The organism is Filimonas lacunae, assembly GCF_002355595.1.
Classification (GTDB): Bacteria; Bacteroidota; Bacteroidia; order Chitinophagales; family Chitinophagaceae; genus Filimonas; species Filimonas lacunae.
On the sequence record NZ_AP017422.1, the window covers coordinates 5838800 to 5860044 of the forward strand.

The 21245-nt window shown below is 39.7% G+C and carries 17 protein-coding genes; 3 read left to right on the top strand and 14 right to left on the bottom strand.

All coding sequences use genetic code 11. The features are described 5' to 3' along the window. Positions 1-12 precede the first annotated feature (12 nt). The 6 genes from FLA_RS22985 to FLA_RS23010 form a co-directional block, all read right to left on the bottom strand. The gene (locus FLA_RS22985; RefSeq protein ID WP_076374755.1) at positions 13-2559 is read right to left on the bottom strand and encodes a DUF5686 family protein; all 2547 of its coding nucleotides are present in this window, start codon (positions 2557-2559) and stop codon (positions 13-15) included. Between the two features lie 9 nt (positions 2560-2568). Next, entirely contained in the window at positions 2569-2934 is a 366-nt protein-coding gene (locus FLA_RS32090; RefSeq protein ID WP_076374757.1) for a GtrA family protein, read from the bottom strand. A 6-nt stretch (positions 2935-2940) separates the two neighbouring features. Further along, complete coding sequence (locus FLA_RS22995; RefSeq protein WP_076374759.1) at positions 2941-3402, bottom strand: phosphatidylglycerophosphatase A family protein; 462 nt, start codon at positions 3400-3402, stop codon at positions 2941-2943. Beyond that, complete coding sequence (locus FLA_RS23000; protein WP_076374761.1) at positions 3399-4727, bottom strand: inositol-3-phosphate synthase; 1329 nt, start codon at positions 4725-4727, stop codon at positions 3399-3401. Before FLA_RS23000 ends, FLA_RS22995 begins: the two co-directional genes overlap by 4 nt. Positions 4728-5050: 323 nt before the next feature. Continuing rightward, a complete protein-coding gene (spt, locus tag FLA_RS23005) occupies positions 5051-6274 on the bottom strand; it encodes a serine palmitoyltransferase (protein ID WP_076374763.1) in 1224 nt (407 codons plus the stop codon). A 519-nt stretch (positions 6275-6793) separates the two neighbouring features. Beyond that, positions 6794-7390, bottom strand: coding sequence for a TetR/AcrR family transcriptional regulator (locus FLA_RS23010; protein WP_076374765.1), 597 nt, complete (start codon positions 7388-7390; stop codon positions 6794-6796). Between the two features lie 159 nt (positions 7391-7549). Here FLA_RS23010 and FLA_RS23015 point away from each other — a divergent pair, with 159 nt between their 5' ends. Next, complete coding sequence (locus FLA_RS23015; protein ID WP_076374767.1) at positions 7550-10126, top strand: zinc-dependent metalloprotease; 2577 nt, start codon at positions 7550-7552, stop codon at positions 10124-10126. Between the two features lie 368 nt (positions 10127-10494). Here FLA_RS23015 and FLA_RS23020 read toward each other — a convergent pair whose 3' ends face one another. From FLA_RS23020 to FLA_RS23030, 3 genes are all read right to left on the bottom strand, one after another. Next, complete coding sequence (locus tag FLA_RS23020) at positions 10495-11661, bottom strand: pyridoxal phosphate-dependent aminotransferase (protein WP_231940316.1); 1167 nt, start codon at positions 11659-11661, stop codon at positions 10495-10497. Positions 11662-11821: 160 nt separating this feature from the next. Beyond that, positions 11822-12217: a DUF1573 domain-containing protein gene (locus tag FLA_RS23025; RefSeq protein ID WP_076374771.1), complete on the bottom strand. Its 396-nt coding sequence runs from the start codon at positions 12215-12217 to the stop codon at positions 11822-11824. A gap of 3 nt (positions 12218-12220) precedes the next feature. Continuing rightward, positions 12221-12655, bottom strand: coding sequence for a DUF1573 domain-containing protein (locus FLA_RS23030; protein WP_076374773.1), 435 nt, complete (start codon positions 12653-12655; stop codon positions 12221-12223). A gap of 104 nt (positions 12656-12759) precedes the next feature. On the opposite strand from FLA_RS23030, the gene FLA_RS23035 reads away from it, so the two are divergent. Next, positions 12760-15153, top strand: a complete 2394-nt coding sequence (locus tag FLA_RS23035) for an alpha-ketoacid dehydrogenase subunit alpha/beta (RefSeq protein ID WP_076374775.1) — start codon at positions 12760-12762, stop codon at positions 15151-15153. Positions 15154-15230: 77 nt separating this feature from the next. Here the strand turns inward: FLA_RS23035 and FLA_RS23040 are convergent, their stop codons facing one another. The 4 genes from FLA_RS23040 to pth all read right to left on the bottom strand — a co-directional run bounded on the left by FLA_RS23040 (position 15231) and on the right by pth (position 19176). After that, on the bottom strand, positions 15231-15728 hold the full coding sequence (locus FLA_RS23040) for a ferritin (RefSeq protein ID WP_076374777.1): 498 nt from the start codon (positions 15726-15728) through the stop codon (positions 15231-15233). A gap of 52 nt (positions 15729-15780) precedes the next feature. Then, positions 15781-17850, bottom strand: a complete 2070-nt coding sequence (locus FLA_RS23045; RefSeq protein WP_076374779.1) for an alpha-ketoacid dehydrogenase subunit alpha/beta — start codon at positions 17848-17850, stop codon at positions 15781-15783. A 16-nt stretch (positions 17851-17866) separates the two neighbouring features. Then, positions 17867-18478, bottom strand: coding sequence for a fumarylacetoacetate hydrolase family protein (locus FLA_RS23050; protein WP_076377234.1), 612 nt, complete (start codon positions 18476-18478; stop codon positions 17867-17869). Between the two features lie 122 nt (positions 18479-18600). Next, positions 18601-19176, bottom strand: a complete 576-nt coding sequence (pth, locus tag FLA_RS23055; protein ID WP_076374781.1) for an aminoacyl-tRNA hydrolase — start codon at positions 19174-19176, stop codon at positions 18601-18603. A 397-nt stretch (positions 19177-19573) separates the two neighbouring features. On the opposite strand from pth, the gene FLA_RS23060 reads away from it, so the two are divergent. Beyond that, positions 19574-20593: a sensor histidine kinase gene (locus FLA_RS23060; RefSeq protein ID WP_159445043.1), complete on the top strand. Its 1020-nt coding sequence runs from the start codon at positions 19574-19576 to the stop codon at positions 20591-20593. A 60-nt stretch (positions 20594-20653) separates the two neighbouring features. Here FLA_RS23060 and FLA_RS23065 read toward each other — a convergent pair whose 3' ends face one another. After that, positions 20654-21244, bottom strand: a complete 591-nt coding sequence (locus FLA_RS23065; protein ID WP_076374785.1) for a 50S ribosomal protein L25 — start codon at positions 21242-21244, stop codon at positions 20654-20656. Between the last annotated feature and the right edge of the window lies 1 nt (position 21245).

Sequence of the window (21245 nt, forward strand, 5' to 3'; positions counted from 1 at the left end):
TTAGACAATTACTTAAAAATCAAATTTTACCCTTGTTCTGATGCCCCATGTAGGAATATCGGCATGCTTCAAATAGGTAAAACGTTTCACCACGTCTACCCTTACTAACTTAAATATGTTCATGATCCCTACACTACCTTCAAAATAAGGTTGATTATCGAACACAAAGGTAGATACTACACCGTTTGTTGTAGGAAATTTTATCTGATCCGGGTTCTTTGCCGGATTATTCTCATCACGTGTAGCTCCATATAAAAGCTTTCCAGCAATTACCTCTCTCAGTTTCAATCGCTTTAACAGCGGTATCTTATTGAAAATAAACCCGTTAAAGTAATGATCAACCGTTACGGATGCGTAGTGATCACTCACAAACTCCATAAAGTTCATCAGGTTAAACGAGTTTAGCTGGTACGTAAATGTCTGGTTGGCGCGATGAATAGTCATTAAAGGGAAAGGAACCTTGCCAAACAGGTAGCCACCTTCTGCAGTTATATCTGTAAAACCTAACTGCGATAGATAAAAACGCTTTTCAGCACGCAGGTTAATACTCTGGTAGTTATACTCCCCTTTTAAAAGCCCTTTAATACCTGCTATATAGCGGAAAGTAAAAATGGGATACTTGTTGATGATAGGTATCCGATATAATTTACCCTGGTAAAATTGCTCGTGCGGAGCCCACCTGAATTCCGCAGAAATTTCCGAAGTAGTGATATCATTCACATTTACATCGGTTCCGTTCACATTTTTAACGTAGGAAATACTGCCGGCAGGTGTTTGTTTCCACCATTTATACCCTATTGTATATCTCAAATGATCACCAAATTCTCTTACATAGGAAAAATTGAAGATGTCATTATATAACCACTTGTCATTATTACCTCTTTTGAAGGATAACAGGAAGTTATCTTCCTGCACAAATTGCAACTCCTGACCTGGAATTTTAGTATCACGTTGAAAACTGGCCCTTACATAGTGCAAAGGATATCCATAAATGGACTTATTATTAATGGAGTAAGAAGCACTTAGGAAATATTTCCATTTCTGGTCTTTAAAACCGTAGGCTCCGTAGGTTTCAAAATAGTAGCGTTTACTTAATTTGGGAGTAGTTCTACCACCTAAACGTAAACGAAAACCTTCTACCGGGTTAAAACTGTAAAAGGTGTTAGCCGGTCCCACCTCAAATGGTCCTGCCTGCTTATAACCTGCCAGTAAAAAAGTTCCCCAATCCATTAACCTTCTGAAAGATTTCATTTTTTTCAGGCTGTCAATGTTTGCATACACCTTAGACTCAGCACTGGATAAGCTATCGTGACGATGGCTTATCCAAAATGTATCCAGACGCTCTTCTGCCTTTTCCTGGATAGCCACAGATGGGCCTTTAAACACACTATCATTAATAGCTACGTTGGTTTGAAAATCTTTATAAGAAACAGTGCGCTCCCCTAAAATACCACCTCCATTCTTAGATAAACCAAAATCGGTTACCATGTCACTTTTCTCCAGGTAATACCTGCCCTCTTTACTTTTTTCAAATTCCTGGGCAATTTTCAACTGGCGAACGAAGTTCAGGTTCACTTTAGAGCTTACAAACATGTTTATTTGCTGAATACCATAGTTACCATCCAGTGTAATAAACATAGTACCCCTAAACAATAAATCATCGGGGTTGCGTGGGGTGAAATACATTTTTACCAGCTTCTCACCGTTCAGCTCAACAGTATCCCGGATATAGAACATGTAAAAAGTAGGCGCCAGGTCGGCAATCGGGCTCAGAAACTGGTTGGTAAGTACTGAAATATTGTTATCGTAAATATTTACATCTTCATACAATCGGTTCAGGTAGCTACTAACACCCACCATATCCACGAATTCACCAAAATCTACCTTTTTCTTTCCTTTTATTATTGACTTAGATTGTTGCGGCTTTTTCCGGTAATAGTTGTCAGATAAACTTTCTTCCAGGTATACAGGGGTAACTGTCATTCCCTGCATTTGAGTAGTATCCGGGTTATCAAAAACAAAATTATATCTCTTTAAAATCTTACTATCTGTAAGTTTTTTTGAGATTTTGCTTAGCGACAGCTGAATTTTTTCATATTTCTCATAGGAAGCTGTTTCATAAGCCTGAAGACGGTTATCGTCTTTATGGGCAATTACCTGTCTGATCAGTTCAACGGCTGGGTTGTTCTTGTTACGGTACTTAGCTCTTTTATTAGTAGTAACCGTAACATTATTCAGGTTTTTAGGAGAAGGGGCCATCTCTATATTCAAAACCTGGATAGCATCATTACCCAACTTTCTCTTTACAGACTGGTATCCTAAAATGGTAAATTCTATAAAACTAACATTGTCATCAGTTTGCACGATAAATCTACCTGCACTATCCGTAATAACTCCTTGCGCACCAGTAAAGAAAACACTCACATTTTGCAATGGCAAATGTGTAGCTGCGTCTTTAACAGTACCCTTAATCGTTGTTGTAGTTTGCCCAAACGCTTCAATTCCTCCCAATATCAATAGCAGCAAAAAACCGAACCCAATTTTTCTTTTCCAATCCATTTTGTATGACTATTTAAACACAAACCTTTTCTGAAGAAAGTAATTGTAGGTAATACCCACAACTATAGATACGAGAACCTTTATTATCTTGAAGTCGAGATGTGTTAATCTTAATAAAATTGCTATTCCTGCGGTATTCAGAAAAAAATTACCTGACCAAACCATAATATACTTGATAATCTGATCTTTCCTGCTTTTGTCAGATGCATTAAAAACCCATCTGCGACTTACCGAGAAATGAAAAATCCCTCCTATCACTACTCCTGCCATGCCTGCATATAACTTAGGCACTTTGCATGCAGCCTGTAGAACAATGGCTGTTGCATTATCAATGAGGGAAGCCGAAAGAGAAGTTAGTTGTGCTTTTATAAACATGCGCTGTTAGAATATATGCATTGTTATAATAAGCCTTAAAATCAAGTAAGCATACACTGCTGCTACAACATCATCCATCATAACCCCCCAACCACCTGGCAGTTTTTCTACCCGGCGTATGTATAAGGGCTTAAAAATGTCCATCACTCTGAATAAAATCAACCCGGTCAGTAAATAATCCCAGCGATTGACAGGAATGTACAAAACAGTAATACACATTCCGGCCGCCTCATCAATTACCACCCGGTAACTATCTTTTCCCCATTCCTTCTCAACAACTGTTCCACAAAATATGCCCAATGCCAGCAATAGAATCACTGCTATCAACTGGCCATTGGGACTATCATGACCACCTGCCTGAAGCGCATACCAAACCAGCAGCGTTACTATTGACGCATATGTGCCGCCGCCTTTTCGTATGTAACCAATGCCCAGGCAAGTGGTTATTATTTTAGAAAATGTCATCATGACAATACATCAACCAAATCCTGGTAGTAATCTAACCCCAGGTGTGTTATTAAATCTTCCCCCATCATGTGACGTAAAGTATTCTGCAACTTCATCAGTTGTTTGAAAATGTCATGTTCAGGTCTTAATTCCGGTGCAGTTTGTGGTGATTTCAGATAGAATGATAACCATTCCTGGATACCAGACATATTAGCTCTTTTTGCCAGATCAATAAACAACGCCAGATCTAATACAATGGGCGCAGCTAAAATAGAATCACGACATAAGAAGTTCACCTTAATCTGCATTGGATAACCTAACCAGCCAAAGATGTCGATGTTATCCCAGCTTTCTTTGTTATCACCATGCGGAGGGTAGTAATTGATACGTACTTTATGGTAAATTTCACCATACAGGTCTGGGTTGGTTTCTGGTTTGAATATATCTTCCAGCACCCCCAGTTTAGATACTTCTTTTGTTTTGAAGTTATCCGGATCGTCCAGTACCAGACCATCCCTGTTTCCTAATATATTAGTAGAGAACCATCCGTGTACACCTAAAGCTCTTGCTTGTAAGCCTGGTGCCAGGATCGTTTTCATTAAAGTTTGACCAGTTTTGAAATCTTTACCAGCAATAGGCGTATTCGTTTCTTTAGATAATTCTACTAAAGCCGGAATATCAATGGTAAGGTTAGGTGCACCATTTGCAAAAGGAACGCCCAATTTCAGCGCCGCATAAGCGTAAATCATGCTGGGAGCAATATTAGGATCGTTTTCTTTTAACCCTTTTTCAAAATTAGCCAGGGTTTCATGCACCTCTGATGCTTCAAAGTAAATTTCAGTAGAGCCACACCAAACCACCACTACGCGGTTTACATCATTGGCATCTTTGAAATTTTCAATATCGTCCATTACCTGCTTAGCTAAATCCCACTTGGTAGCACCAGTTTTTATGAATTGGCCGTCAAGGTTTTTAACGAAAGTTCTGTCAAACACAGCCTTCATTGGCTTAATAGCTTCCAACTCCGGTTTAATTTTTTCCAGCAAAGAAGCTTCTAACACTTTTGCATGAACAGCAGCCTGGTAAACGTTGTCTTCATAAACATCCCAACCGCCAAAAACAATATCCTGCAGATTAGCCAAAGGCACGAAATCTTTAATTAAAGGATACTTGCTCTCTGTTCTTTTACCTAAACGGATGTTTCCCATTTGAGTTAAAGCACCGATAGGTTTAGCCAATCCTTTATTCACAGCAATAACACCCGCCATGAACGTAGTAGCTACAGCTCCCATACCAGGCGTAAGAATGCCTAGCTTGCCTTCAGCTTTCTGAATTTGCTCTTTCATATTACATTTTGATTTATAGAATAACTAAGAATAACCATTTGTCATGTCACTACATGTCCGGTACAACCACGGCAAAGGTATAAGTAACCTTATATTCTTTTTGCAGAAAATCTCTTTTAACATATTATCATAGAATAACAATTGCAAAAGCCTGATTTGTAGCAATCCGGAAAAGATAACAGCTTCATTTGACAAAAACTACAGGGCGTAGTGTGCTATTATCACGGAAAAGAGAGAATAGGTAGCGGAAAAAAGCCGGCATTGCAGTTAATTGCTTAAAGCAAATGAGAATAACTGCAATGCGGCTCTACAATATAATATTGCTAATTGGTAGTTTTAATATGTTGCTGACCAGTAGCTAGTTCCAGACCTGCAACTTTTGCAGCTTTCACTAACTTTTCAACAGCTTCTTCAATCTGGCTGAAGGTATGCGTAGCCATTAATGAGAAACGGATCAGCGACTCTTCAGGTGGCACCGCTGGTGACACAATTGGGTTCACGAACACGCCCATTTCCTGTAATACCTTGGTAATGATAAACGTTTGATCATTATTTCTGATATAAATAGGTAAGATGGGGCTTTCTGTTCCACCTAGGTCAAATCCTGCTTCCTGAAGCATTTTCTTAGCATAGTTTGTGTTCTTCCACAAATTATCTAAGTGATGTGGCTCATTTTCAATCAGATCCAGTGCCGCAATTACACTGGCAGCTGATGCCGGCGTAACACTCGCGCTAAACACTAATGAACGTGCTCTGTGTCTGATATAGTCAACAGTTTCATAGTCACCGGCAATAAATCCCCCCAGCGAAGCCAGAGATTTACTGAAAGTACCCATGATCAGATCTACCTGGTCATTCAAACCAAAGTGAGATGCTGTACCTGCACCTTTTTCACCAATCACACCTAAACCATGCGCATCATCAACCATAATGTTACAACCATACTTGGCAGCAAGTTTGGTTATTTCAGGAAGTTTTACAATGTCGCCTTCCATGCTAAAAACCCCATCCACAGCAATTAATTTCACCACATTTTCAGGTAACTGGGCAAGTTTATGCTCCAGATCGGCCATGTCATTGTGCTTGTACTTAATTACTTTGGAAAAAGATAAACGGCAACCATCTATGATGGAAGCGTGGTCGTATTCATCTAAAATGATGTAGTCGTTACGGCCGGTTACACAACTCAACACCCCCAGGTTTACCTGGAAGCCGGTGCTGAATACAGCTGCATCTTCTTTTCCAACAAAACGGGCCAGCCTTTTCTCAAGGGTTACATGGAGATCGAGAGTACCATTCAAAAATCTTGAACCAGCACAGCCTGAACCGTACTTTTCAATTGCTTTTTGACTAGCCTCTTTAATAGCAGGGTGATTAGTAAGACCTAAATAGGAATTGGACCCAAACATCAGTATCCTCTTTCCTTCAATCATTACCTCTGTATCCTGCGCTGATTCAATCGGGCGGAAATAAGGATACAAGCCTTTTTCTTTAATCATTGCAGCATCTTTAAACGCTGCAATCTTTTCTTTTAGATTTTTCTGCATTTAGCCTGTATTTCAATATGTTGTAAAACGTTTACAGGGAACGAATATTATTTCAGTTTGGTCGGAGAAACGAAAAACAAAAATAACAGGATATTAGAACAAAACGGCTATTTGTTCAAAAATTTTTAAAAAACAGCCCGTTTACAACATATTGGTCGGGTATTTAATGTGTAAAAGCCACTTTCGTATTTTAAAAAAGAGGCGGCTGTAGAAACAACCGCCGTGAAATTATAACCAAATCCAACTGTAGACATTTTAAAGTTCCGGACAGGCTTTCGCCACCTGACTCACATTTTCCCGTTCCGGAAGACTGATTATCCAGCGCATCTTTTACTATAATAGTTCCCCTTTCTGTTAGTTGTTCCTGTCTTTTTATAAAAGATGCACCGGACAACACAATCAATAATAAATCCCCTCTATTCTTCTCTAATCCTTACTAAATATCCCTATCCGACCTAAATAACTATCAAAACTTTAGAATATTAGCGTTTCTTAGTCTAAAGAGACGCAAAAAAACTGCTATAAATTCTTAATGCCATTAAACAGCACCTCCATATACCAGTCTATCTGTGCTTCTAATTCGTCTAACCTGTTGCCAATGATAGAAGCAATTTCCACTCCGCGCTGACTACTTACTAATGTAAACGCCAGCAAATCCAATTCACTCTGCTTTAACTTAGAAAATTCACCTGTTACAATACCATACTGCAAAATGCTCTTCACAATATCTGTTTCTACACTGTCAAATCCTTTCCTGATATTCCTTTCTATTTCATTACAGTTTTGTACTTCACGTACAACTACCTGATAAAGAACCGTTATTTTAGAAATTTCCCTGAATTTAACTCTAACGTAAGCTTCCATTTTGGCCGTAGCAGTAGGTTGGAGCGCAACAGCTTCCTGGATGCGCTTGAATATTGCATCCTTTTCATGCCGCATTACAGCATCAAAAATCTCCTCTTTGCTCTTATAATAATAGTAAAGTGTACTTTTCCCCTTTCCTACTGCGCGGGCAATATCCTCCATTGTGGTTTTATTTAAACCAAAATGACGGAACAGCTTACCAGCCTCCTGCAGTACCTCTGCTTTTATTATTTCATCTTTGGAAAGAAGCATACTTTTAGACCAAAATGGTTTTATAGTCCAAAATTAGGCAACTTCATTTATATATAAGACAGTTTTTAGAAAATCTTAGCATTCTTTTTTAACCGCTTGTGTAAATCCCCACACATTCACCGGGAAATTAAAATACATTCAGAGAAACAAAATTGCTACATGAAACATATACTACTGCTTGGCCTAATTACCTGTTTTTCACAGGTAAAGGCACAACAACCTCCCGGTTCTGTATCAAAACCAAACGATGCTAAAGCTGATTCGGCTAAATCTGCCGCCAAAAAACTATCTATTACTGAAAAGATAAAGGGCAATCAAAAGAAACAAGGCTTATTTACTCTGTATCAGGATACTGCCACAGGCAGCGTACAGTTGTATGTGAAGCGCGACCAGCTGGGAAAGGAATTTATTTACCAGAGTTTTTCTATCAATGGGCCAACTACCCTGTTTTTAAATCAAAGTATGCACAGAGCTACTATGGTTTTAAAAATTGAAAAAGCCTTTGACAAGCTGGAGTTTTCCGAAGTAAACACCAATTTTTATTATAATAAGAGCAACCCGGTTAGCAAAGCAGCTAATATTGATAAACCTGAAGCAATCATATTATCTGAGAAGGTAACTGCAGAAGACTCTACAGGTTACCTGATAAATGCAGATGCACTTTTTCTAAGTGAAAAGCTGGATCCCGTAAAACCAACGCTCCCGCCATCCATGGCCATGTCTATATTTAATCTGGGCATGCTAAACATACAAAAAAGCAAGTACGCCAATATTAGGTCCTTCCCGGATAATACCGATGTGGTAGTAGACCTTACTTATGACAATCCAAATATTACAGCTTCCAGCGGTCCGGATATTACAGATGGCAGATATGTGAGAGTGCGTATGCAACACAGCTTAATTGCCATGCCAGAAAATGTATTCCTCCCCCGCAGGGACGACCCACGGGTTGGTTATTTTATGGAAGAAGTAACTGATCTTACCAGCATCAGCCCTGTTCCTTATAAAGACATTATCCATAGATGGAACCTACAAAAGAAAGACCCTTCCGCTGCCATCAGCGAACCAGTTGAACCTATTGTATACTGGATTGAGAACACTACCCCGCTGGAATACCGCAAAACAATTATGGAAGCAGGCTTAAAGTGGAATGAAGCATTTGAAAAGGCAGGTTTTAAAAATGCTGTTCAAATGAAAATAATGCCTGATACAGCCAGCTGGGATCCTGCCGACATACATTATAATGTAATACGCTGGGTGTCGTCGGCCCAGCCAAGTTATGGTGCTATTGGTCCTAGCTTTGTAAATCCCAAAACAGGCCAGATTTTGGGAGCCGACATTACTGTAGAATGGTTTTCAGGAAGTTACACCCCTGTTTATGATGAACTGGTAAGCAATACAACCTCTGCTACACCTGCTTTTACCCTATTTAACCAAGACAGTACGCAGGGCAGCCACAGCTGTATGCTGGCCCATGAATTAAAGAATCAATTCACAACCGGACTTACTACTATGGAAGCCACTGGCGCCAGTGATGAAGAAATCAAAGAAATGCATAAGCAGTTTCTCACCTACCTTATTATGCATGAAATGGGGCATACATTAGGCCTGAATCATAATATGAAAGCAAGTCAGATGTTAAGTCCTGCACAAATTAACGACACCACTATTACACATAAAATCGGACTAATTGGCTCTGTAATGGATTATCCAGCCATTAACATATCACTTGACAGAAGTAAACAAGGTGATTATTATACCACTAAAGCCGGACCATATGACCTATGGGCCATTGAATACGGCTACACTCCCTTTGCTAATGCGACTACAGAAAAAGCAGGCCTTCATACCATTCTATCCAAAAGCACTGATCCTCAATTAACTTTTGGCAATGACGGCGATGACATGCGCTCGCCTGGTAAAGCCATGGACCCACGGGTAAACATCAACGATTTAACCAATGATGCCATAGGGTACGCGGAAGATCGTTTTAAGCTGGTAAATAATCTTATGAGCAAACTTGTAGCTAAGTACAGCAAACCTGATCAATCCTATGCTGAACTAAGAGCGCGCTACAATACTTTGAATGGGCAAAGGGGTAATATGATTGCCGCTGTAAGCCGTTATATTGGTGGTGTGTATATTGACAGAAGCTTCCCTGATCAAAAATCACCCAATAAACCTTACACGCCCGTTTCTATTGCCACTCAAAAAAAAGCCATAGCTATTTTAAACAAATATGTTTTTGCACCTGATGCATTTGATGCTGACGCACAGGTATTTCCTTACCTGCAACTTCAGAGAAGAGGTTTTAATCAACCTTATTCCGGAGAAGACTATAAAATCACCGGTACTTTATTAAACATTCAAACCTATGGGGCCCTTGCTCATATTTTAAGCCCCGTTACCCTTCAACGCATTACCAATAGCCGACTTTATGGTAACCAGTATAGTATAGCTGATATTATGTCTGACCTGACAAAAGGTATTTTTGATGCAGACATTCAAACAAATGTGAATGTTTATAGACAATATTTACAGAGTGTTTATGTAAAAGGTGTCATTCAAATAGCAGCAGACAATACGCCTGTTGATGATATAGCAAAAGCCGGTGCGAGATATACGCTTAAGAAACTCAGAACAAGATTAGCTACCGCTACTTCTACTAATGAAGAAACCAAAGCACATAGAAATAATCTTATTTACCTAATAGACAATGCATTAACAGTTAAATAATTATAAAAGCCCTTGCTTAAAAGCAAGGGCTTTTTGTTTTAAGGGGCAACAAAAAGCCCCTTTGTAGAAACAAGGGGGCGTCTTCGATTGCTTGCCATATGAAAATTCTTAATAATCTAGTTGTATTTTTAATCTGCTTGCAAAGCTATTTTAACTACTTCCACTTAAACACTCCTGCAGATTAACTTAATATCAATTAAAGGTCTGTCAAGTCTTAAATAAGACATTACAATTTCAGAAAATTAATTTCAATTCGTCTATGACACAAAATAAACGAATTTACCGTTACAAACAATAACATATTTATTTTCTTAATACATCATAATTCCTATCACGTCATCTCATAACTAATTAAAATTCATTGAATTTTAATTAGTTATGCCAGGATATTGTTTTAGTGCATTTTCTAAACAATCCATGGCACTATTTATATCACTTTCTTTTAATACGTATGCCAGACGCACCTCTTGTTTTCCCAAGCCCGACGTTCCGTAAAAACCGGTAGCGGGAGCCAACATTACAGTTTGCTTATTAAAGTCAAAATCTTCTAACAACCATTGACAAAACTTATCAGCATCATCAATTGGTAGCTTGGCCATAGCATAGAAAGCTCCACCCGGATTAGGACAAAACACTCCCGGTATTGCATTTAGCCTTTTAACCAATAAATCTCTCCGGCTTTGATATAATGCTTTTGTTGCATTGAAGTAATCTGCCGGCAAGTCAACAGCTGCTTCCCCTGCTATTTGTGCAAAACTTGGCGGACTCAATCTGGCCTGTGCAAATTTCATAGCCGCCTGAATCAATCCATTATTCCGGGTAACAAAAGCTCCGATACGACCGCCACAGGCACTATAACGTTTGCTAATAGTATCTACCAGCACCACATTATCATCTACACCTTCTAATTGCATAGCGCTAAAGTGCTTGCCAGTGTAGCAAAATTCCCGGTATGCTTCGTCTGAAAAAAGATAAAGATTATGGCGAGTAATAATTTCCTTCAGCACCTCCATTTCCTCTTTACTATATAAATAGCCGGTAGGATTATTAGGGTTACAAATAATGATTGCTTTAGTACGGGGAGTTATCGCCTTTTCAAATTCGCTGATAGCCGGTAAAGCAAAACCGTTTTCTATAGAAGCTGTGATAGGCACCACCTTTACTCCTGCTTCTACAGCAAAACCATTGTAGTTTGCATAAAAAGGTTCAGGAATAATGATTTCATCGCCAGCATCCAGGCACGCCATAAAAGCAAATAGAATGGCTTCCGATCCACCGGTGGTTACAATAATCTGATTGTGATTTACATTCACTCCTACCTGCTCATAATATTGCACCAGCTTTTTACGATAGCTTTCATTTCCTGCACTATGGCTATATTCCAGGATGGTGAAATCAGAATGTCGTACTGCATCCAGTACAGATTTGGGAGTTTCTATATCGGGTTGCCCGATATTCAGGTGGTATACTTTAACCCCTTTTTTCTTAGCTGCATCTGCATAAGGAACCAATTTGCGAATTGGTGAAGCAGGCATTTCTTGTCCTCGTTTACTTATACTTAAGTGTGCCATGGCACAAAGCTACGCGTAACCCCTAATTTATCAAACGTTTGTATAGGCCATTTTAGCTAACCTGGTCATAAAAAACGGGAAACATTGTATGTTTCCCGTTTTATAATTAAGTGTACCTGTCTAATTAGCTTTTCTTTGGAACGACCTCACCATCAATGGTCAGTAACACAGGCTGTTGAACAGCGGCTACTTTAACATGCACATTTTTAGTGAATTTACCCTGGTTGGCTGCATTATAAGTAACCTTAATAACTCCGGTTTGTCCTTTTAAGATAGGAGTTTTAGGATACTCAGGAGTGGTACAACCACACTCTGCAGTAGCATTTTCGATAATTACCGGCTTGTCGCTGGTATTTTTAAATGTAAAAGAAGTGGTAACAGGTATACTTTGTGGAACCTGACCAAATGAATGTTTCACTTCTTCAAATTTAATAGGAGTAACTTCCTGTGCCGGAGCCGGAGCTTGTGAAAACGCATTTACGCCGATAAATAAGCTTGCTAATAATAATAACTTCTTCATATTCTATCTGGTTTTATTAGGGGTACTTTGTTGAACTTGTTCTTTGTAGGTGTCACCATGAAACTTCAATTGTTTGCTAACACCACCGGAAAAGAAAACAGTAACATACTTTTCAAAATGTCCATCGGTGTAGCCATTAAAGCCCAGGACAATTTTAAAATCCTGTCCGGCGGCATAAGGTCCTTCCTTCCATTTAGGTGTAGTACAGCCGCATTGAGTCTGTACATTTACAATTTTAACAGAATCTTGACTCACATTAGTCATAACAACATCAAATTCAACGGGTTTTCCATAGGGAATTTTACCCAGATCGTGGTCCGTTTCTTTGAAAGAAACCACTTTACTGATGTCAGCAGTCTGACTAGTTGAGGTTGAATTTTGGGCATTTACGCTATTAAAAGCGAAAAATGCTGCCACTAAAAAGGCAATTCTTCTCATATATGAATAAAATTTATTTTTTTACAAGCATAAAGTTAGAGATAAACTTCATTCATTTGCACAAGATGTTACAATTTAGTTGATTGTTAATTTATTTTTGCTCCATGAACAATACGTCTGCAAACATAGAAATGAGTAATTACATGCTCTCATATGAGGGATTCAGGGCAGAGGTGCTGAACGATTACAAGGTAGCGCTGGAAAGCCGCGAAGCCAGTTTACTGGGACGTCGCGAGGTATTGACAGGCAAGGCCAAGTTCGGCATTTTTGGAGATGGTAAGGAATTGGCCCAGGTAGCGATGGGTAAATTCTTTATGCCTGGCGACTATAGGGCAGGTTATTATCGTGATCAGACTTTTATGTTTGCAACCGGACTTGCAACAGTAGAGCAATTTTTTGCGCAACTTTATGCCGATCCGGATCTGGAAAGGGACCCTTTTAGCATGGGTCGCCAGATGAATGGACATTTTGCCACTCCCAACGTAGATGCTTCCGGCAACTGGGTTGATTTGGCTAATCAACGGAATATCTCCTCAGATATATCTCCCACCGCAGCACAAATGCCACGGGCGTTAGGTTTGGCATTTGCTTCTACCCTTTTCAGGAATTCTCCGGTTTTACAGCAATTTGATGACCTTTCTACTAATGGAAGCGAAATCTGTTTTTGTACCATTGGAGATGCCTCTACCAGCGAAGGTCATTTTTGGGAAACAGTAAACGCTGCGGGTGTATTACAGGTTCCCCTGGCCATATTTATCTGGGACGATGGGTATGGAATTTCGGTTCCTACAGAACACCAGACCACCAAAGGTTCTATCTCAGCCGCATTGAAAGGCTTTGAAAAGAAAGAAGACACAAATGGCATTGATATTTATCGTGTAAAAGGATGGGACTATGCCGGAATGTGTGAAGTGTTTGAATCCGCTTTACAAAAAATGCGTGAAACGCATGTTCCTGCAGTTTTTCATGTAGAAGAGATCACACAACCACAAGGCCACTCTACATCGGGTAGCCATGAAAGATATAAAACCACAGAACGTCTGGAATGGGAAAAAGAATGGGATTGTATCAAAAAAATGCGCGAATTCATCATTGAGAACGGTATTGGTGATGAAGAAGAGCTTAACCTCATTGAAGAAGAAGCGAAGAGATTTGTTCGCGACTCCAAAAATAAAGCCTGGGAAAAATATCTGGTCCCTATAAAAGAGCAGGTAGTTGAAGTAACCAGCCTTATTAAAAACATGGTTGTTAATGATATTGATGCCTATGGCCGTTTGCAACAGCTGGCAAAAGATCTGGAAAACAATCGTGAGCCATTACGCAGGGATGTAATGCGTACTTTATCATTGGCAATGGAAATTGCCCCCTCTTCTCCCTCTGTTAATGAAGTCAGGGCCTATCGTAAACAACTGAAAGATCTCAACAAACAGCTATACAATACATTATTATACAACGAGGGCGAAAAAAGCGCCTTACGTGTAGCTGATGTTAAACCTGTATATACAGAAAACAGCCCTTCTATCAACGGCTACGAAATTCTCAATAAATACTTTGATCAACTGTTTACCGCTAATCCTAAGGTGGTTGCATTTGGAGAAGATGTAGGTAAAATTGGAGATGTGAACCAGGGTTTTTCAGGTTTACAGGAGAAACATGGTCAGGAGCGCATATTTGATACTGGCATAAGAGAACTTACTATCATGGGGCAGGGCATAGGCCTTGCATTAAGAGGTTTGCGTCCTATTGCCGAAATTCAATACCTCGACTACCTTTTGTATGGTCTGGAACCACTCAGTGACGATGTAGCATCCCTGCATTATCGCACAGGTGGTCAGCAAAGCTGTCCACTGATTGTACGTACCCGTGGGCATCGCCTGGAAGGCATCTGGCATAGTGGCTCTCCAATGGGCATGGTTATAAATGCACTTCGTGGTATGTATGTATGTGTACCACGTAACATGGTTCAGGCTATAGGGATGTACAATACCTTATTAAAAAGCAATGACCCCGCCATTATGATTGAAAGCCTGAATGGCTACCGTTTAAAAGAACGTCTTCCTGAAAATTTACTGGAATATACAGTTCCACTGGGTATACCTGAAATAGTAAAAGAAGGAACCGATATAACAGTAGTATCCTATGGCTCTACATTAAGAATAGTCCAGGAAGCTGCTGTAAGGCTTTCTGCATTAGGAATTGACATCGAAATTATAGATGTACAAACCCTTTTACCGTTTGACATTCACCATTCCATATTTGCTTCTCTGCAAAAGACCAACAGAATTGTTTTTGTAGACGAAGACGTTCCGGGTGGAGCTGCAGCCTATATGTTCAATAAAGTAATGGAAGAACAAGGAGGTTACAAATGGTTGGATGTTGCCCCCAGAACTATAACAGGACAGGCACATCGACCAGCCTATGGTAGTGATGGAGATTACTTCAGCAAGCCTAATGTGGAAGATGTGATTGAGGTAATACAGGATATGATGGCTGAATAATAGCCGGATTCAAATGATAAAAAAGCCGGAACGCTCAATGCTTCCGGCTTTTTGTTATATATTCTTTGTTGGTGTTGCTAGTTGGCATCCATGGTCATAATATCTCTATCAAACAAATACAAACCACTTTTGTCATCTCCAATCATTTCTAACTTGTCATTACACTCCCTGGCCAGCCTTTCTTCTTCTATCTGCTCATTTACATACCACTGTAAAAAGTTATGCGTAGCATAATCTTTTTCTTTTAAACACAAATCCACCAGGTCGTTAATACTGCTGCTCACTTTCAGCTCGTGATCCATTAATTGCTCAAATGCCTTTTTCAAAGAAACAAAGGTCAGAACGGGTTGTGCTAATGCCGGGATTACCGCAAAACCACCACGTTCATTGATATAGTGAATCAATTTAAGCATGTGCATTCTTTCTTCTTCACTATGGCGAAAGAAGAACTGTGTAACCCCTTTTAGGCCTGGTTGAATTTCAGCCCAGCTTGCCATTGCCAGGTAAGCCTGAGAAGATTGGGCTTCCATAAACACCTGGTCATTTAAAGCTTCTTGCACTGTTTTTGATAACATAACTTCAATTTTGGGTGATATTTGAAATTACAGGATTTCTATGATCTCCTGCTTATCCTCTTAATAACATTCTTAGTCTCTCTTCTACTTTTTCGGCATTAGGTAACATGGCTGCTTCTAAAGCGATATTAATGGGAACTGCTGGCAAATCTAACGCGCCCATCACTTCTACAGGAGCATCCAGATTTTTGAAACAGGCCTTGGTAACTCTATAACCCAGTGCTTCTGCAAATGAGTTTGTCTGTTGCTCCTCTGTTAGAATTAAACAACGTCCATGATTCTTTACCGTTGAATAAACAAGCTCTTCATCTAATGGAAATAATGTTCGTAAATCAATAATTTCAACCTGACCCGGAAATTTCTCCGCTGCAGCTTTAGCCCAGTAGACTCCCATTCCATAAGTAATGATACAGACAGATTCCCCGTCCTCAACTTTCTCTTCAGAAGCTACCAATACTTTATTAGCTTTTCCCAGCGGAAGTATATAATCTTTATCTGGCTCTACAGTACGTGCCGCTTCAGTTCCCGGAACTTTGCTCCAGTATAAACCTTTATGTTCGAGCATGATTACCGGATTAGGGTCATAATAAGCAGCCTTCATTAATCCTTTCATATCCGCAGCGTTAGAAGGATAGACCACCTTTATCCCCTTTATAGATAACAAGGTAGATTCAATGCTTCCGCTGTGATAAGGTCCGCCACCACCATAAGCACCGGTAGGAACCCTTAAAATCATTTGCACGGGATATTTACCTCCGGACAAATAGGACGATTTGGAAATTTCTGTTACTAATTGGTTTAACCCTGGATAGATATAGTCAGAGAATTGCACTTCCACAATTGGCTTTAACCCCAAGGCTGACATGCCTATAGTTGAACCAATTATGTATGCTTCCTGTATAGCTGTGTTAAATACCCTGGTGTCACCAAACTTATCGCCTAATGTAGCTGCTTCTCTAAAAACGCCACCTAACCTTTTACCAACATCCTGCCCATATAATAAACATTCCGGATGTTCGGTCATCAGCTCTTCAATGGCATGCAAAGCTGCATCTACCATCATGACTTTCTCTTTAACGCCCGCTGGCACCCTTGTTCCCACTTCCTCCTTTACCGGAGTTTCTGCAAATACATATTTCCCTACAGTTGAAGGATCCGGATCAGGTGCCGCAATAGCCTTTTCAAAAGCATCCTGTACCATTGTTACCGTATCCTGATCCATTTGCACAATAGATTCTTCCAGATACCCATGCATGAGCATCAATTTTCGCAGCGGGGGATAAGGATCCCGTTTTTCATGAGTAGCGAGATCATCTTTGCTCCGATAAGTTTCTTTTCGTACACCACTGGTATGATGTCCTAACAAAGGCACAGTAGCGTGAACCAGCAAGGGCTGTCTTTTGTGTCTTACAAAAGCAACCGCCTGCTTCATTGCAAGGTAACTGGCAATGAAATCACTACCATCTACCTGCATTTTATGCAATCCTTTAAAACCATTAGCATATTCATAGGCACTCATAGCTCTGGCTTCAGATGCTGATACACTAATGCCCCATTGGTTATCCTGAACCAGGTAAATAATGGGCAATTGTTTTAGTGCCGCAAACTGGAGCGCTTCACTCACCTCACCTTCCGTAATGCTATTATCTCCAAAAGAACATACTACAATAGGCTGCTCACCATCAGGCCCTTTCCTTAATAAAGCAGATTTAGTTTCTTCCAGAAACCGTAGCCCCTGCGCCAATCCTGTTGTAGGGATGGCCTGCATACCTGTTGCACTGCTTTGATGGATGATACCTGGCTTGTCAGCATTTTTACTACTGGGATGGCAATAGTAGGAACGCCCTCCTGAAAAAGGATCATCCGCTTTAGCTAATAATTGCAGCATTAACTCATAAGGTGTATACCCTATTGATAAAAGCATACTATCATCCCTATAGTAGGGACTTACAAAGTCACAGGGCAACAACTGCAACCCTGTAGCTATTTGTATAGCTTCATGACCTCTGGATGTAGAATGCACATACTTACATATAGCACGATTATTCTCATATAGATTACCCATTGTTCGGGCAATAGTCATTATTTCGTATGCCTTGGCTATTTCATTAACTGCAAGCATGTATTTTGTTTCTCACTTATTTAACTTCCAGTTCAAACATTCTTTCCTTTTCGAAAAAACCTTCCAGCACATCTCCTACTACACATTCTCCCACCCCTGCAGGCGTGCCTGTAAAGATAATGTCTCCAATGTTCAGCGAAAAATACTGTGATATATGTGAAACTATTTTATCGAATGAAAAAATCATATCCCCGCTCTTTCCCCTCTGCACAATTTCACCATTTAAAGTCAGGGAAAAATTAATAGGTCCCTTAAACACATCAGGCACTGCCGGAATCCATTTACCAACTACAGCGGAATTATCCCAGGCTTTGGCTTTTTCCCAGGGCAGCCCTTTCTTTTTTAATTCCCGCTGTACATCCCTTGCTGTAAAATCTATACCAACTGTAATCGCGTCATAGTAGCGTGAGGCGTATCTTTCCTGAATATATTTTCCATTTTTTGAAACTCTCAATACCAGTTCTGCTTCATAGTGTAATTCATTGGAAAATTCGGGATAATAGAAGGGTGTATGTGGCTGAAGTAACGCGCTTTTAGGCTTTAAAAAAATGACAGGTTCTTCTGGTATATCATTTTTTAGCTCCTGAGCATGTTCAGCATAATTTCTTCCTACACAAAAGATTTTCATAGATAAAATTTTAATCATTGGTAATTCAGCCTCAACATATCTCCTGCGGTACTGACATCAGATACTCAATTGAATTACCCACATTACTTTTACGCTAATTTACTGTTAATCAGTAATTTTCTTTATTCAAAGTTTAAATTATTCGCCAGGTTCATTGTTTTTTCCAGTCCAATGGTAGCCATTTGTTCTATTACTTCCACGCAGGCAGTGATCTTTTTTTGGATAACAGAAGTCTCCTCCGGAAACCATTTACCAAGCACAAACTCCACCTGCATTCCCTTGGGGTAATTATTCCCTATGCCGAAACGTAGCTTAGGATATTTATCAGAACCTAAAACAGCCTGTATATCTTTTAATCCATTATGACCCGCATCGCTGCCACTGGGTCGTACCCTTATTTTACTAAGTGGTAAGGCGAGATCGTCCACTATGGTTAATGTGTTCTCAACTGCAATTTTCTCTTTATCCATCCAATATTTGAATGACTTACCACTCAAATTCATATAGGTGGTAGGTTTAATACACACAAATATTCTGCCCTTCCATCTAATTTCTGCTATTTCAGCCAGTCGATCAATCTTAAAAGAACCGCCATGTTTTTGCACAAAAGCATCCACTACATCAAAACCGATATTGTGTCTTGTGTGTGCATATTCAGCTCCAATATTTCCCAACCCTACAATAAGGTATTTGCTCATGTTTCTATTAATCTTGCCAAAAATAGTACATTTACTTCCGTTTCGTATGATGAAAGTCCCCCCTGTTTCCCCCTTTCTATCACTTTTCAAAAGAATCGTGAACAGCGGTGTCTATGCAGATATGCCGTTTGATGAAATAAAAAGAACACGGCTTATTAATATCTGCATTCTATGTTGCATGCCCATTAGCAGCACTTTTGTATTTGTCAACCTCGTTCAGCACAAATACATTTTGTCCATCATCTGTCTCCTTGTGTTTTTGGGCGGAGTGGCCATTGTATACATCAATTATAAAAGAAAATTCTATCTAGGCAGATTGGTATTGATTTTAGGCAGTACAATTATATTCACTTTATCTGCTTTGCTATATAGGAATGGCGCCGAACATTTTCTTTTATTGAATATAGTTCTTGCCATCATCCTTTTTCATAATAAATGGTTCACTTATGGCTTTAGTATAGTAAATGCTATACTATATCTATTTATAACTCTTACCATAAGCCGGCATATAGAAATTGAGGTGATATCAGATGCACGCGTTCTGTTGAATATAGGCATGATGCTTCTGCTGTTTATAGTTGCATTGAATTATTTCCGCGAAGAACATGTCAACTACCAGCAACAAATTGAGGAAAAACACAAGGAGTTATATGTACAGCAATTACAGCTGATGGATCAAAAAGATGTGTTGGAAAAAAACAACCGGTCATTAGAAGTGCTTAACCAATCAAAGGAAAAGCTGTTTTCCATTATTGCGCACGACATGACTTCCCCCCTGGGCAACCTGAGAGGTTCTCTTGACTTGTTGCAGCACAAGCTGATGACAGAAGAAGAATTTTCAAATGTATCTGCCGTTCTGGTGCAACAGGTACAAAGTCTTGAAGAAAGCTTAAGCAACCTGTTACAGTGGAGTCGTTCACAATTGAATGGCATTTCTGTTCAGTCCAGCATTTTTTTAATGATGCCTTTAATCATTGAACAAATAAGGTTGTTTCAACCTGTTCTTGACAAAAAAGGCCTTCGCATTATTAACGATATTGACAACAACATCACCTGCCAGGCAGATGCCAATCATTTTAAGATCATTTTCAGAAACCTGCTCACCAATGCAATCAAATTTAGCCCTCCAGGCTCTGCCATTCACCTTTATAATGTAATAAAACCTGGATTGATACTCATTTCGGTTGCAGATTCAGGTACCGGTATTCCTGAGGAGCAACTACAACTATTATCAGCTGGAAGAATCAATATTTCTACACGAGGCACCCGGAATGAGAAAGGAACAGGAGTGGGTTTACTGTTGTGTAAAGAGTTTATAGAGAAAAATGAGGGGCAGTTTATTATTCAGCCCAACACTCCCTCCGGTAGTATTTTCACTGTAGCATTACCTCATGTCAATACCAGCACTCAGCATTAGTTAACTTCAATAAAAAGCCCCACCTGGTTCAGGTGGGGCTTTATTACAATAGCTGTAAGCTTATTTTTTCTTGTCATCTTTAGAAGCAGCAGCTTCTTCTTGTTTCAACTGACGAGTCATTACTACTGAAGCAACCGGGATACGAGGTGAGTTCATCACTTCCATGTTGTCAGCTTTAACATCTTCAACACGGATGTTACCGTTCAGTTCCAGTGTAGTGATATCTACCTCAATATTCTCTTTCAGGAATTTAGGTAAAGTTTTCACTTTCAGCGCTGTCAGTTTGGTAATTAACTTACCACCTGCTTTTACACCTGCTGAAGTACCAACGAATTTCAAAGGCAATGTAGCCACAACTGGCTTGTCACCTACTAATTCCAGTAAATCAACGTGAATTAAAGAATCAGATACTTTGTCGAATTGCAGATCTTTCAGAATGCACTGATAAGATTTGCCATCCACTTTCACTTCTGCCAATTGGAATTCACCGGTATACACCAAAGGTTTGAAAGCTTTGGCTGGAGCATTAAAATTAATCTCCTTAGCACCCCCGTAAATTACACCTGGCACTGATTCCTGAGAGCGAAGCTGGCGGGTGGCTTTTTTGCCGAATTCGGTCCTCAGTTGTCCTTCGATTGTAATTGTTTTCATT